Annotated in this window: 13 protein-coding genes; 7 read left to right on the top strand and 6 right to left on the bottom strand. The window is 74.7% G+C overall.

Annotated features, from left to right (window positions below):
• Positions 1-150: 150 nt before the first annotated feature.
• A complete protein-coding gene (locus ACFQ79_RS38155; RefSeq protein WP_383592349.1) occupies positions 151-993 on the bottom strand; it encodes a TSUP family transporter in 843 nt (280 codons plus the stop codon).
• Between the two features lie 126 nt (positions 994-1,119).
• Here ACFQ79_RS38155 and ACFQ79_RS38150 point away from each other — a divergent pair, with 126 nt between their 5' ends.
• Positions 1,120-1,485 (top strand): iron chaperone, encoded by a 366-nt coding sequence (locus ACFQ79_RS38150; protein WP_383592346.1) that lies wholly within the window; start codon positions 1,120-1,122, stop codon positions 1,483-1,485.
• 192 nt (positions 1,486-1,677) lie between these two features.
• Complete coding sequence (locus tag ACFQ79_RS38145) at positions 1,678-2,973, top strand: preprotein translocase subunit SecY (protein WP_383592344.1); 1,296 nt, start codon at positions 1,678-1,680, stop codon at positions 2,971-2,973.
• Positions 2,974-2,976: 3 nt separating this feature from the next.
• Here ACFQ79_RS38145 and ACFQ79_RS38140 read toward each other — a convergent pair whose 3' ends face one another.
• Positions 2,977-3,348, bottom strand: coding sequence for an ArsR/SmtB family transcription factor (locus ACFQ79_RS38140; RefSeq protein ID WP_383592341.1), 372 nt, complete (start codon positions 3,346-3,348; stop codon positions 2,977-2,979).
• A gap of 96 nt (positions 3,349-3,444) precedes the next feature.
• Here ACFQ79_RS38140 and ACFQ79_RS38135 point away from each other — a divergent pair, with 96 nt between their 5' ends.
• Positions 3,445-5,508 carry a heavy metal translocating P-type ATPase gene (locus ACFQ79_RS38135; protein ID WP_383592338.1) on the top strand — a complete coding sequence of 688 codons (2,064 nt, stop codon included), beginning with the start codon at positions 3,445-3,447 and terminating at the stop codon, positions 5,506-5,508.
• A gap of 7 nt (positions 5,509-5,515) precedes the next feature.
• Here ACFQ79_RS38135 and ACFQ79_RS38130 read toward each other — a convergent pair whose 3' ends face one another.
• Together ACFQ79_RS38130 and ACFQ79_RS38125 are read right to left on the bottom strand one after the other, a co-directional pair.
• Positions 5,516-6,484: a LysR family transcriptional regulator gene (locus tag ACFQ79_RS38130; protein ID WP_383592335.1), complete on the bottom strand. Its 969-nt coding sequence runs from the start codon at positions 6,482-6,484 to the stop codon at positions 5,516-5,518.
• Between the two features lie 101 nt (positions 6,485-6,585).
• The gene (locus ACFQ79_RS38125; RefSeq protein WP_383592332.1) at positions 6,586-7,281 is read right to left on the bottom strand and encodes a type 1 glutamine amidotransferase domain-containing protein; all 696 of its coding nucleotides are present in this window, start codon (positions 7,279-7,281) and stop codon (positions 6,586-6,588) included.
• Positions 7,282-7,768: 487 nt separating this feature from the next.
• Here ACFQ79_RS38125 and ACFQ79_RS38120 point away from each other — a divergent pair, with 487 nt between their 5' ends.
• Positions 7,769-8,119, top strand: a complete 351-nt coding sequence (locus ACFQ79_RS38120; RefSeq protein ID WP_383592329.1) for an SAV_915 family protein — start codon at positions 7,769-7,771, stop codon at positions 8,117-8,119.
• 14 nt (positions 8,120-8,133) lie between these two features.
• Positions 8,134-9,483 carry a diaminopimelate decarboxylase gene (lysA, locus tag ACFQ79_RS38115; protein ID WP_383592327.1) on the top strand — a complete coding sequence of 450 codons (1,350 nt, stop codon included), beginning with the start codon at positions 8,134-8,136 and terminating at the stop codon, positions 9,481-9,483.
• Positions 9,484-9,609: 126 nt separating this feature from the next.
• On the opposite strand, the gene ACFQ79_RS38110 is transcribed toward lysA, so the two are convergent.
• Positions 9,610-10,161: a hypothetical protein gene (locus tag ACFQ79_RS38110; RefSeq protein ID WP_383592324.1), complete on the bottom strand. Its 552-nt coding sequence runs from the start codon at positions 10,159-10,161 to the stop codon at positions 9,610-9,612.
• A 184-nt stretch (positions 10,162-10,345) separates the two neighbouring features.
• Between ACFQ79_RS38110 and ACFQ79_RS38105 the strand changes: the two genes are divergently transcribed.
• The gene (locus tag ACFQ79_RS38105) at positions 10,346-11,167 is read left to right on the top strand and encodes a maleylpyruvate isomerase family mycothiol-dependent enzyme (protein WP_383592352.1); all 822 of its coding nucleotides are present in this window, start codon (positions 10,346-10,348) and stop codon (positions 11,165-11,167) included.
• A 153-nt stretch (positions 11,168-11,320) separates the two neighbouring features.
• Positions 11,321-11,620 (top strand): DUF1876 domain-containing protein, encoded by a 300-nt coding sequence (locus ACFQ79_RS38100; RefSeq protein WP_383592321.1) that lies wholly within the window; start codon positions 11,321-11,323, stop codon positions 11,618-11,620.
• A 261-nt stretch (positions 11,621-11,881) separates the two neighbouring features.
• Here the strand turns inward: ACFQ79_RS38100 and ACFQ79_RS38095 are convergent, their stop codons facing one another.
• Positions 11,882-12,517, bottom strand: coding sequence for a CBS domain-containing protein (locus ACFQ79_RS38095; RefSeq protein WP_383592318.1), 636 nt, complete (start codon positions 12,515-12,517; stop codon positions 11,882-11,884).
• Between the last annotated feature and the right edge of the window lie 144 nt (positions 12,518-12,661).

Below are 12,661 nucleotides of genomic sequence, written 5' to 3'. Positions count from 1 at the left end.
GCGCTTCGTGCGGGCGCCGTCGGGGTTCCGCCGGGGTGTCGTGACACCCGTGGTGACGGCGGCCGGCCGCCGTCGACGCGGAGCGTCCTCTCGTGGAGCGTCCTCTCGTGGAGCGTCCTGTCGTGGAGCGGGCCCGGCGGCCCCGGCCCCTCAGAGGGATCCGACGGACCGGGCGGCGTAGAAGGCGCCGATCGCGGCGGCGAGTACGCCGAGCAGCAGGCGCAGAGCCGTCTCGGGCAGGCGGGGCTGGAGGCGGGCGCCGAGGTAGCCGCCGACCAGTCCGCCGAGCCCGCAGGCCAGGCCGAGCCACCAGTCGGGGGCGACGTCGCCCGAGCTGGCCAGGGACAGTGCCACGAACGCGGCCGCGCCGACGAGGGAGGTCGCGAACGTGGCGGCGAGCGCGGCCGGCGCCACCCGGCTCATGGGCAGGCCGCGGGCGGCCAGGATCGGCCCGAGCAGCGAGCCGCCGCCGATGCCGTAGATCCCGCCGAACACCCCCACCCCCACGGCCAGTGCGGTGAGTACGGCCGGCCGCGGCTCCGCCGGTGCGACGGCGAGGTCGAGCGGACGGTCCTCGCCGGAGTCGCGGGTACGGGCGGGGGCCGGGGTGCGGTGTGCGGGGGCGAGTGTGCGGGCGCACAGCCAGAGTCCGAGGGGCAGCAGGAGGACCGCCACGAGCAACTGGAAGACCTCCGGGCCCGGGAGGGCGTAGACGCGGATCGCGGCGCCGAGGACGACTCCCGGCAGCGTGCCGGCGATCAGCCGCCGGGTCAGAGGACCGCGCAGCGTGCCGTCGCGGCGGTAGCGCCACAGGGCACCGGGTCCGGCCACCACGTTGTACAGGAGGTTCGTCGGGGTGATCGCCGGGTTCGGTACGCCGAAGACGCTCAGGTGGACCGGAAGCAGGAACACCGCCCCGGACACGCCGACCGGCGCGGTCACCACCGCGATCAGCAGCCCGGCGACCAGGCCCGCCCACACCGTCCAGTCCACCGGGCTCCCCGTCGTTCCGCCTGCGCCGCCGCCCGGACGGTACCGGACCGCGTCCGCGGGCCGGACGGCCGGGGCTCGGCGGCAACGTGATGTTCATACGCCGCGGTGCGTCGGTAGGCTCGTCGTATGGTCCAGAGCAACGCTGAAGACGTCGACGGCTACCTCGCCGAGGCGCCCGCGCCCCGGCAGGAGGCGCTGCGGCGGCTGCGGGAACTGTGCCGGGAGGAGCTGGCCGGCTTCACGGAGTCCATGGCGTACGGCATGCCGGTCTACGAGCGGGACGGCAGCGCCGAGATCGCCTTCGCCAGTCAGAAGCAGTACATCTCCTTCTATCTGATGCGCGGCGACGTCCGTGACGCCTTCACGGAGAGGCTCGCGGGGCAGGACATGGGCAAGGGGTGTCTGCGGTTCAGGAGGCCCGAGCGGATCGACTTCGATCTGGTGCGTGACCTCCTGAAGGCCACGGCCGTACGGCCCGGCACGGTCTGCTGACCGTCCCCGCCCCCGGCGGATGTCCTGGCCCTCGCGGCCGAGGGGCGGACGCGCGTCGACCCCCACATCCCTCCTCCGTCCCTTCCCTGCCTTCCCTGTAAGGGAGTTGACTGCGCGTCCCGCAGCGGCGAGCGTTCGGAGGGGCGGATACGGGCCGTCCGGTGGCAGTGGGGACGGACGGGGGAGTCGGTCATGCTCGCACGCGTACTGCGCGTGTCCGCGGTGCGGAGGAGACTGCTGTGGACCCTGCTCGCCGTCGTGCTGTTCCGGCTGGGGCAGAACCTGCCCCTCCCGGGCGTACGCGGCGAAGCGTCGACGAGCGCCGCGGCGACGGCCGGGAGTGCGGCGGCCGAGGCTGACGGGGGCGGGCAACGGCTCCACGGGCTCGTCGAGTTGCTCACCGGAGGAGGTCTCGGGCAGCTCTCGGTGGTCACGTTCGGGATCGTGCCCGTCCTCGCCGCCCGGCTCGTCATGGAGGTGGTGGGCCCGGTGGTCCCGCGCGTCCGGCTTCTGGCGGCGGCCGGCAGCGAGGGTGCCGCGGTGATCGCGCGCTGGACCCGATGGCTCGCCGTCCTCCTGGCCGCCGGCTTCGGCGTATGGGTGGCGGGCGCCGTGACCGGCGGCGGGTGCGTCCCGCTCACCGGCATCTGCGGTACCGGCGGCCCTGGCCTGCTCCACGACCGCGCGGACGGCCCGGTCGTGGCCGTCGCCCTGGTGGCGACCATGGCCGCGGGCACGGCGGTCGTTCTCCGGCTTGCCGGGCTGATCACGGCGCGCGGGGTCGGCGAGGGGCTGTCCGTGCTCTTCCTCGCCCAACTCGGCGCCGTTGTCCCGGGGCAGGTCGCGAGCGCCGCCCGGGAGACCGGGGGCGCCCGAGGCACCCTCGTGCTCGTCGCCGTCGTCCTCGCCCTCCTGGCCATGACGGCGGTGGTCGTCGTCGTGCTGCGGAGCGAGCGGCGCATCCCCCTGCAGCGGGCCGAGCGGATGGTCGGCCGCAGCGCGCTCGGCCCCACACCGACCTACGTCCCCGTCAGGGGCGGCCAGGACGGCTTCGTCGTGATGATCCCGGCCTCGCTGCTGCTCCTGGTGCCCGCGCCGGCCGGGCCGTGGCTCCTGCCCCTGTACGTTCTGGTCGTCTTCGCGTACGTAGGGCTCCGGGCCCGCGTCGAGCCCGCCGCCCCCGACCTCGCCGACCGGCTGAAGCGCTCGGGCCTGTTCGTACCGGGCGTCCGTACGGGGCCGCAGACCGCGCAGTACATCGCCTACGTCCAGTCACGGATCGGGCTGACCGCCGCGCTCGCCATGGCGGGAGTCGCCCTCGTCCCCGTGCTCGCCCTCGCCGTGCTCGACGGACCCGCCGGGCGGTTCGCCCTCAGCGCGACGACGCTGCTGATCGTCGTGAGCGCCGCCGTGAGGACCGCGCTGCCCGCCGTACGGCAGATGGAGTCCCTGGCCGTGCGACAGGCGTACGGCCCGCTCCTGCGCTGATCGTCAGCGCGTCGCCGCGGCCGCGTCGGTCATGCCGAGGCGGAGGTGTTCCACGTGGTAGAGAGCCTGGTCGAGAAGGCCCGCGACGTGGTCGTCGTGGAGCGCGTAGACGACGGAGCGGCCCTCGCGGGTGCCGGTGACGAGGCCGAGGTTGCGCAGCAGGCGCAACTGGTGGGAGCAGGCGGACTGTTCCATGCCCACGGCCGCCGCCAGTTCGGTCGCCGCGCACGGTCCTTCGCGCAGGCGGGCCAGGATCAGCAGCCGCGACGGGGTGGACAGCGCCTGGAGCGTGGTGGCGACCTGCTGGGCGTTCTCGGGGGTCAGACGGGTGCGCGGCGTCGTGCTGCTGTCCGGTGCGTTCACTCCGTGGCCCATGGGTGCCATCCTACGGAAGGCGATACATGAATGGATGTTCAAGTGTTCCTGTACGGTGAGCGCGTACGACACCTCCCGTGAAGGACTCCCTCTGTCATGGCCTCCACCCTGACCACGCCCGCACGGCCCCCCGCCGAATCCCCCGACGTACGCCGACGCACCCGCGTCCTGGCCTTGCCGGAGGCGCGCTGGGCGCTGGCCGCCCTGGTGCTGTTCCTCATCGGCCTTCCCCTGGAACTGCTCGGTGCCCCGGCCTGGACGTGGGGGCCGCTCTTCGCCGCCACCTACCTCACCGGCGGCTGGGAACCGGCGTGGGAGGGCCTGAAGGCCCTCGGGCGGAAGACCCTGGACGTCGACCTGCTCATGGTGGTCGCCGCCCTCGGCGCCGCCGCCATCGGCCAGGCCCTCGACGGAGCGCTCCTGATCGTCATCTTCGCGACCTCCGGAGCGCTGGAGGCCGTGGCCACCGCCCGTACCGCCGACTCGGTGCGCGGGCTGCTCGACCTCGCCCCCGCCACCGCGACCCGGCTGCGGGGCGACGGCGCCGAGGAGGTGGTCGCGACCGCCGGCCTCGCGGTCGGGGACGTCCTCGTGATCCGCCCGGGGGAGCGGATCGGGGCCGACGGCCGGGTCCTGGACGGGGCGAGCGAGGTCGACCAGGCCACCATCACGGGAGAGCCGCTGCCCGTGGCCAAGGAGACCGGCGACGAGGTCTTCGCCGGCACCCTCAACGGCACCGGTGCGCTGCGCGTCGCGGTCCAGCGGGATCCGTCGGATTCGGTGATCGCCCGGATCGTACGCATGGTCGAGGAGGCCTCCGCGACCAAGGCCCCCACACAGCTCTTCATCGAGAAGATCGAACAGCGGTACTCGCTCGGCATGGTGGTGGCCACCCTCGCGGTGTTCCTCGTACCGCTCGCGTTCGGCGCCGGGCCGACCGACACCCTGCTCCGCGCGATGACCTTCATGATCGTCGCCTCGCCGTGCGCCGTGGTGCTCGCCACCATGCCGCCGCTGCTGTCCGCCCTCGCCAACGCCGGCCGGCACGGCGTCCTCGTCAAGTCCGCCGTTGTCATCGAACGGCTCGGGCAGGTCGACGCCGTGGCCCTCGACAAGACGGGCACCCTGACCGAGGGCACCCCGCGCGTCACGGCCGTCCGCCCCGTCCCCGGCGGGCGCGACTCGGACGAAGGCCGGCTCCTCGCCCTCGCGGCGGCCGCCGAGCTCCCCAGTGAACACCCGCTGGCCCGCGCCGTCGTCCTCGAAGCCCGCGCCCGCGGCCATCGGCTCCCGCCCGCCGAGGACTTCGGCTCCACCCCCGGCGTCGGCGTCACCGCCACCGTCGGCGGCGACACGGTCGAGGTCGGCGCCCCCGCCCGCCTCCTGCGCGGGGCGGAGGACGCACGCACGGCCCGCGCCGCCACCGCGGCCGTGACCCTCGCGGCCGAACTGGAGGAGGGCGGTCACACCGCCGTCCTGGTCAAGGTCAACGGCATGCCCGTCGGCGTCCTCGGCGTCGCGGACCGGCTGCGCCCGGACGCCGCCGCCACCGTCGCCGCCCTGACCGGGCTGACCGGCACCGCGCCGACGCTGCTCACCGGAGACAACCCGCGCGCTGCCGCCCGCCTCGCCGCCGACGTCGGCATCACCGACGTACGCGCCGGACTCCTGCCCCAGGACAAGGCCGCCGCCGTCCAGGAATGGGAGAGGGCGGGACGCAAGGTCCTGGTGATCGGGGACGGCGTCAACGACGCGCCCGCACTGGCCGCCGCCCACACCGGCATCGCCATGGGCCGCGCGGGCTCCGACCTCGCCCTGGAGACGGCGGACGCGGTGATCGTCCGCGACGAACTCGCCACCGTCCCCACGGTCGTCGCGCTCTCCCGCCGCGCCCGCGGCCTGGTCGTGCAGAACCTCGTCATCGCGGGAGCGTTCATCGCCGGACTGGTGCTCTGGGACCTCGCGGGCACCCTGCCGTTGCCGCTCGGCGTCCTCGGCCACGAGGGCTCCACGGTCCTCGTCGGCCTCAACGGCCTGCGCCTTCTCCGGGAGGCCGCCTGGCAGCGCGCGGCGGCGACCGCGGCCACGGCGTCGGCAGCCGGGACCACGTCCGCCGAGACCTCGTCCATCGGCACCGCATCCGCCGGAACCGGGTCCTGACGCGGCGTCACCAGGTGCGTCCGGCCTCCATCAGGAGGTCCCGGACGCGGGTGACGTCGGCGTTGGCGGAGCGGCCGGGGCGCTGGGCGAGATAGGCGGTGTTGATGGGCGGGTCGTCCGGGTGATGCAGCGGTACGAGGGCGCCCGAGGCCAGTTCGGCTTCGCAGAGGTAGCGGGGCAGGACCGTGAAACCCGCCCCCGCGGTGACCGCCGCGAGGACGCCGCGCAGGTCGGGGACGGTGACGGCGGCGGGGTGCGAGAGCCGGCTGCCGAAGACGTGGCGCCAGTAGCGACGGGCTATCGGCAGGTCCTCGGCGTACGTGACCAGGGGGACGGCGTGCAGAGCCGCCGGGCCCTCCGCCGCCGTCCGCTCCCCGACGAGGCCGGCCCAGGCGGGGGCGGCGACGAGCACGAACTCCTCGTCCATCAGCGGTACGGCGGTCAGCGCGCGTCCTCGCGGACGGAAGGTGGCGATCACCAGGTCGTGCCGCCCCGCCCGCAGTTCGTCGAGGAGCGGTTCGGTGAGGCCCGGCGTGATCCGCAGGCGCACGCCTTCGGCGGCCAGCGGCGCCAGGGCCGGCAGGACGCGGGTGCAGAGCAGTTCGGCGGGGCCCGCCAGGTGAACGGGGGCGGCCCGCTCGTGGGGAGCGATGTCCTGGCCGGTCGCGCCGGCGAGCGCGTCGAGGGGAGCGGCGACACGGGCCGCGAGGTCGTGGGCGACCGTGGTCGGGGCGGCGCCGCGCGGCAGCCGCTCGAACAGCTCGCGGCCCGTCTGCCGCTCCAGAGAGCGGATCTGGGTCGTCACCGTGGGCTGCGAGAGGCCCAGGAGCCCGGCGGCCGCGGTGAACGAGCCGGAGCGGTAGACCGCCAGGAAGGTACGCAGCAGATTCAGGTCCGCCGGTCCCGTACCGACCCCCGGCGTCGTCGTACCGGGGCGGGGAACACCGGCCGTCCCATCAGGATTCGTATGCCTCACACCGGAAGCCTACCGGTGTCCCTATGACGGAGACGCCCCGCACCCTCGGGGTGCGGGGCGCCCGGCCGCCGGGAACGTCCGTGTGTCGCAGCGGCTCGGCGTCAGCCCAGTTCCTTCAGGACCCGGTCCGCGAGCGGGGCGGACGAGGCCGGGTTCTGGCCGGTGATGAGGTTGCGGTCGACGACGACCTTCGGTACCCACGGCTCACCGACCTGGACGTCGACGCCGGCCTCGACCAGACGGGTCTCCAGGAGCCACTTCGCCTTGTCGGCGAAACCGGACTGGGTCTCCTCGTCGTTGGTGAACGCGGCGACCTTGTAGCCGGCGAAGGCGTTGGTGCCGTCGTCCTTCGTGGCGGCGAGAAGCGCGGCCGGGCCGTGGCAGACGACGGCCAGCGGCTTGCCGGAGTCCAGGGCGTCGATCAGCAGCCGGCCCGAGGTCGGGTCGACCGCGAGGTCCTCCATGGGGCCGTGGCCGCCCGGGTAGAAGACGGCCGCGTAGTCGGCCAGGTCCACGTCCTCGAGGCGGATCGGGTGCTGGAGCTCGGTGAGCGAGGCGACGACGGCGGCGACCCTGTCGGCACCCTCCTGCCCGCCGTTGAACTCCGGGGCGAGGCTGCTCTTGTCGACGGTCGGGACGACGCCGCCTGGGGTGGCGACGACCACCTCGTACCCCGCGGCCGTGAACGCCTCGTACGGCGCGGCCGCCTCCTCGGCCCAGAAGCCGGTCGGGTGCTTCGTACCGTCGGCCAGGGTCCAGAAGTCGGTGCCGGTCAACACGAAAAGGATCTTGGGCATGAGGGTTCTCCCGGGAGGTACGGGCCGGGTTCCGGCCCGAGAGCGGTGATCGCCCACCCGGCGCCCCGGAGCGGGCACCGGCGGTGTGGCGATGTCCTCGAACGTAGCCCCGTCCCGGAGACCTTTCCAATGCGGAATCCAATGGCTGCCATGGGAACTCCGATGGCTCCGCGGGAATACGCCCACCCCCTGGCCTGCGCAAAGGCCGGACGGTCGCCGCCCCGGCCACCGTCGGCGCCGTGCTCCGGAAGCCGCGCCGAGAGACGAGCGGAGTGACTCCGATGGCGGCACGCGGGTGCCGGCGCGACGAGGTCCCGGTGGCGCGTCCGGCCTCCCCGCGATGCGTCAGCGGGGTGTATGCATTCGGCTCCCGCGCGTCAGGGGCGCGTCAGGGCGGACCCGGCAGCGGTGATCACCGGGCATAGCGTCGAGGACACCCCCGGCGCGACCGTGCCGGGGACCGTGTTTCGCTCCTCGGGAGGAACCCATGGCAGACGCCCTGTACGGAGACGACCCGGAGCCTGGGGAACCGATCCCGGCCGGACGCCTCTGCGTGCCCGTCCGGCCGGGCACCTGCGGTCTCGTGACCCGGCTGTTCCGCACGCCGGTCGGTGGCAGGACCGCCGTCGCGTTCACCGCCCCGGCGCGGCTGAGGGCCGTCCTGGGCGCCGACCAGCCCTGGATCCCGCTGTCGGAGCCCGCCCTGCGGGCCCTGACGGAGCCGCTGGGCGTCCGCGAGCTGAGGATCGACCCGGTCCTCACGGCTCCGCGGCCCGCCACCACCTCCGTACCCCTGCCTGAGCCGCTGCCGCGGCCCCTGACCGTGCTCGCGAGCTGACGGGAGACCCGGAGATGACCACCCTCGACACCCGGCCCCGCGACGCGGCCGGAGCCGCCCCCGGCGCCGACGCGCTCTCCGTCTGGCCCGCGTCCACCACCGAGCTGCCCCACGGCGCCCTCCTCGTCGGCGGTGTGCCCCTCACCGAGATCGCCGAGAGCCACGGCACGCCCGTGTACGTCCTGGACGAGAACGAGGTGCGCGAACGCTGCCGCACCTACCGCAGCGCCTTCCCCGACGCCGAGATCCACTACGCGGCCAAGGCCTTCCTGTGCCGCGCCCTCGCCCGCTGGGTGGAGGAGGAGGGACTCGGCCTCGACGTGTGCTCCGCCGGTGAGCTGGAGCTCGCCGTCACCACCGGCTTCCCGGCCGAGCGGATCCTGCTCCACGGCAACGCCAAGTCGCCGCAGGACCTGAGCACCGCCCTGCGCCTCGGCGTGGGCCGGATCGTCATCGACACCCCCGCCGAGATCGCGCGCATCGCCGCCGCTGTCGGTACCGGGGGCCATCAGAAGGTCATGGTCCGTGTGACGCCCGGGATCAGCGCGGGCGGCCACCGGAAGATCCGTACGGGCTCCGACGACCAGAAGTTCGGCCTCTCGCTCCGGGACGGCCACGCCCAGCACGCCATCGCCCGGATACTCGACCAGCCGCAGCTCGAACTCACCGGAATCCATTGCCACCTGGGCTCGCAGATCACGGACGTCAAGCCGTATCTCGTGGCCGTGCGGCGGCTCGTCGGCCTGATGACCAGGGTGCGTGACACCCATGGCATCACCCTGCCGGAGCTCGACCTCGGCGGCGGCCACGGCATCGCCTACCGCCCCGGCGAGCCCGCCCTCGACCTCACCGCGCTCGCCCGCAGGGTCCGCGCCGAACTGGCCGAGAGCTGCGCCGCCGCCGGCCTGCCCGTCCCGCGCCTCGTCATCGAACCGGGCCGAGCGGTCTCCGGACCGGCCGGGGTCGCCGTCTACCGGGTCCTCGCGGTCAAGCGCACCCCCGGACGGACCTTCGTGGCGGTGGACGGCGGGATGAGCGACAACCCGCGACCCGCGCTGTACGGGGTGCGCTACGCCCCGCGTCTGATCGGCCGTCACTCGCAGGCCGACAGCGAGAGCGTGACGGTCGTCGGCCGCCACTGCGAGGCCGGGGACATCCTGGCCGAGGACGTGCAGCTGCCCGCCGACACCCACCCGGGCGACCTGCTCGCGGTACCGGTGGCCGGCGCGTACCACCTCTCGATGGCCTCCTCGTACAACCTCGTGGGCCGCCCGCCGGTGGTCGCCGTGCTCGACGGCCGCGCGCGACTCCTGGTGCGCAGGGAGACGCTGGAGGACCTCAGGGCCCGGGACGTCGGTCTGTAGCCCGCCGGGACGGGGGCGCGCCGGGCCGGCCGTCGGGGGTCGGCCGGCCCACGGGCGCCGGCGACCTTGCCCCGTCGCCGGCCGGCGACGGGCCGGTCCAGCGCGGTCGAGTCGGTACGGGGCGGGTCAGCGCAGGCCCGAGATCCTGAACACCGAGTCGACGGTGGCCCGTTCGACCCTGCGGGCGAGCCGGTCGAGCTCCCGGGTGCCCGGCAGCGTCCCCCGCGCGTGGGAGGTCCGCGCGTCCGCCTCCAGGAGCAGCCACAGACGCGGGTCGCGCAGCAGGACGCGCAGCGCGATCTCCGCCCGCCCGCCGTCCGCGTCGCCGAGGACGAGGCGCTGCTCGATCCCGTCGGGCCAGCGCAGGAGATCGAGCCGGTCGGTGCGTACGGTACGGCGGGCCCACAGGGTCCGCACGGTCACCAGACCCGGCGCCACGGCGACGCGGGGCGGCAGCAGGATCACGAAGAGCAGGACGGACAGGGCGATCCACAGGACCGCGCTCGGCAGCGTGAGCCCGCCGTAGCCGGCGTCCACCGTCAGGGACAGCGCGAGCAGCAGCCCGGCGCAACCGCCGGCGGCGCGGGCCTCACCGGCCCACGCGCTGTCGTACACGAACCCGCGCGCGGCGTCGTCGCTTCCGTCGGCCGGCGCGGGAGGGACGAAGGGGTGCTCCATGGCCCGGACGCTAGGACACCCGGGGTGTCGGGCCGCCCCTCCTTGACGAGGCGCTGATACGACCATGGCCAACCTTGACGTACGCCTGACGTGACCGGTGCCGACGGACCTACTCACTGGTACGGTCCCTCACCAACCGGTGCTTCACAGGGGGCCGCCGGGTCGGGAGGGGTGCGGAGTGACAGTGGGACGAGTGGGTGTGGTCGGGGTGCTGCCCGAGGGGCTCGCGGAGGCGATACGGGGGACGGCCGAGGACATCGCCGCGGTGCTGCGCGCCGCGCCCGGCGGGGACGGGGCCGGACTGCCCGTACCCCGGTCCGCCTGGACCCTCGGGGAGGCCGCCGCCCACCTGGCGCAGGCCAACGCCCTCATGGCCGACCTCGCCGCCGGACACGAGCGCCCCTACGGCGACGGCACCCCCGGGAGCCTCGCCGAGGCCAACGAACGAGCGCTCGCCGGATTCGAGGAGCGGGCACCCGGCCCGCTCGCCGAGATGATCACCGCGCAGGCCGAGGCCTTCCTGGCGTCCGTGGAGGACCGCGATCCGGAGGAGCCGCTCGCCACCCCGCTCGGAGCCATGCGCCCGGCCGTCCTCGGCTCCTACCTCCTGACGCACATGCTCGGGCACGGTTACGACCTGGCCCGGGCCGTCGGACGCCCCCACATGCTCGACGCGCACCGGGTCGACCTCACCCTGCCGTTCATGATCGAGGCGATGCCCCGGGTCACCGACCCGGCCGCCGTCGAAGGTCTGACGGCCCGCTTCGCGGTACGGCTCCGGAGCGGCCCGAGCTTCGGCGTCCTCGTCACGGACGGCGCCGTCGAGACCACCCACGAGCCGCCCGCCCGCCCGGACTGCACGATCCTCACCGAGCCGGTCGCCTTCCTCCTCCTCGGTCTGGGCCGCATCGACCCCTGGCCCGTGATCGCCCGCGGCAAGGCCCTGGGCTGGGGCCGCAAGCCCTGGCTGGCCCCACGCTTCCCGCGCCTCTTCCGCGCCCCGTAGTCCGGGACCGGCCACCGAGCGTGCGGCCGCGCTCCGGCTCCGTGACCGCCACCGTCGCGCGGCGTGCCGCTCGGCGCCCGCCGATGGATCCTGGAGGTATCGGAAGGGGCCGCGCCTCGGTCGCGCGAGGCCGGCTGTGCGAGGAGGCAGATCATGACCCGCACCCTGGAGTGGACGGTCGGCGTGGAGCTGGTCGAGGAGGACGGCAGGACCAAGGCCGAGGCCCGGCTCCTGACCGGCAACTCGGCCCTCACGGGTCACGGCTCGGCCCGCTGCAACCCGTCGGACGTCGACGTTCCGGCGATCGGTGACGAGCTCGCGGCGAGCCGGGCGATGAGGGACCTGGCCGGCAAGCTGATGCGCGAGGCCAACCGGGAGATGGAGGCGGTGGGCGCAGGGACCGTACCCCAGCACACCGGACCCGGCTACGGCTGGCCGGAGGCGGTCTCCTGACCGGCCCGCGGGTGTCTGCGGCGAGGCTCCGGCGGCACGTGGGCGACACGCCGGGCCGGGGGGCGTCCGCGCCCTGACCGGCCCCCGGCCTGCGCCGGGCGCTCGGCCCGCCGCTACCCCGGGCTCTCGACCGGTCCCTGCGCCAGGCGCTCGGCCCGCCGCTACCCCGGGCTCTCGGCGCCGCCCCAGCGCCGGGGGCTCGCCGGACTCTCGAACCGCGCCTACGCCGCGCCGTCCTCCGCCGCGCGCCTCGAACCGCGCCTACGCCGCGCCGCCCTCCGCCGCGCGCTCGGCGCTCCGCGCCTCAGCCCCGTTCTCGTACGTCAGCCGGTCCTCGACCTCCACCACCCCGTCCACGGTCTCGCACAGCCGGACGAGGATCGGGCCGATCCCCGCGCGGTCCAGCGTGCCGCTCAGCGTCACCCGGCCCTCGTCGACGTCGATGTGGACGGCGGAGGGGGAGAGCCGCAGGATGCGGACGACCACGTCCTCCCGGATCTCCTCCTGGATCGAGCGGTCCCGGCGCAGGAACAGCTGGAGCAGGTCGCTCCGGCTGAGCACCCCGATCAGCCTTCCCTCCGCGTCGACGACCGGCAGTCGCTTCACCCGGTGCCGTTCCATCAGACGGGCCGCCTCCACGGCCGTCCAGGAGGGCCTGGCCGTGACGACGGGGCTCGACATCATGGCCTCCGCGGTGCTCGGCCCGTCCTTCGCGGTGTGCCGCCGCAGGAGGTCGGCCTCGGAGACCACGCCCACGGGCCGGTTCTCGTCGTCGACCACCGGGACGGCGGTGATGCCGTACTCGTCGAGGAGCCGCGCGATCTCCTTGAACGACGTACCCGGCTGTACCGCCACCGCGGTCGGCGTCATCAGGTCGGCGACACTGCGGTGCCTCATCGTCCGTTCCGTCCCTTCTGGGTTCCGGAGTCCATGATCTCCTACCGGGCGCCGGAGTGGGACAAGGGGGCCCGCAGGGACGTGCGAGGTGTCCCGTGTGCGGGGTCGCGACGGGGGCCGGGGGGGGGGCGGGTCGGAACCGGC

This window comes from Streptomyces sp. NPDC056480 (assembly GCF_042795405.1).
Lineage (GTDB): Bacteria > Actinomycetota > Actinomycetes > Streptomycetales > Streptomycetaceae > Streptomyces.
This window is presented reverse-complemented; position numbering and strand designations above follow the sequence as displayed.

Excerpts from the sequence above, each read along its gene's own strand:
- ACFQ79_RS38150 (WP_383592346.1), top strand. The coding sequence starts at position 1,120 with ATGGTCCAGAGCAACGCTGAAGACGTCGACGGCTACCTCGCCGAGGCG.
- ACFQ79_RS38145 (WP_383592344.1), top strand. The coding sequence starts at position 1,678 with ATGCTCGCACGCGTACTGCGCGTGTCCGCGGTGCGGAGGAGACTGCTG.
- ACFQ79_RS38140 (WP_383592341.1), bottom strand. The coding sequence starts at position 3,348 with ATGGGCCACGGAGTGAACGCACCGGACAGCAGCACGACGCCGCGCACC.
- ACFQ79_RS38135 (WP_383592338.1), top strand. The coding sequence starts at position 3,445 with ATGGCCTCCACCCTGACCACGCCCGCACGGCCCCCCGCCGAATCCCCC.
- ACFQ79_RS38125 (WP_383592332.1), bottom strand. The coding sequence starts at position 7,281 with ATGCCCAAGATCCTTTTCGTGTTGACCGGCACCGACTTCTGGACCCTG.
- ACFQ79_RS38120 (WP_383592329.1), top strand. The coding sequence starts at position 7,769 with ATGGCAGACGCCCTGTACGGAGACGACCCGGAGCCTGGGGAACCGATC.
- lysA (WP_383592327.1), top strand. The coding sequence starts at position 8,134 with ATGACCACCCTCGACACCCGGCCCCGCGACGCGGCCGGAGCCGCCCCC.
- ACFQ79_RS38110 (WP_383592324.1), bottom strand. The coding sequence starts at position 10,161 with ATGGAGCACCCCTTCGTCCCTCCCGCGCCGGCCGACGGAAGCGACGAC.
- ACFQ79_RS38100 (WP_383592321.1), top strand. The coding sequence starts at position 11,321 with ATGACCCGCACCCTGGAGTGGACGGTCGGCGTGGAGCTGGTCGAGGAG.
- ACFQ79_RS38095 (WP_383592318.1), bottom strand. The coding sequence starts at position 12,517 with ATGAGGCACCGCAGTGTCGCCGACCTGATGACGCCGACCGCGGTGGCG.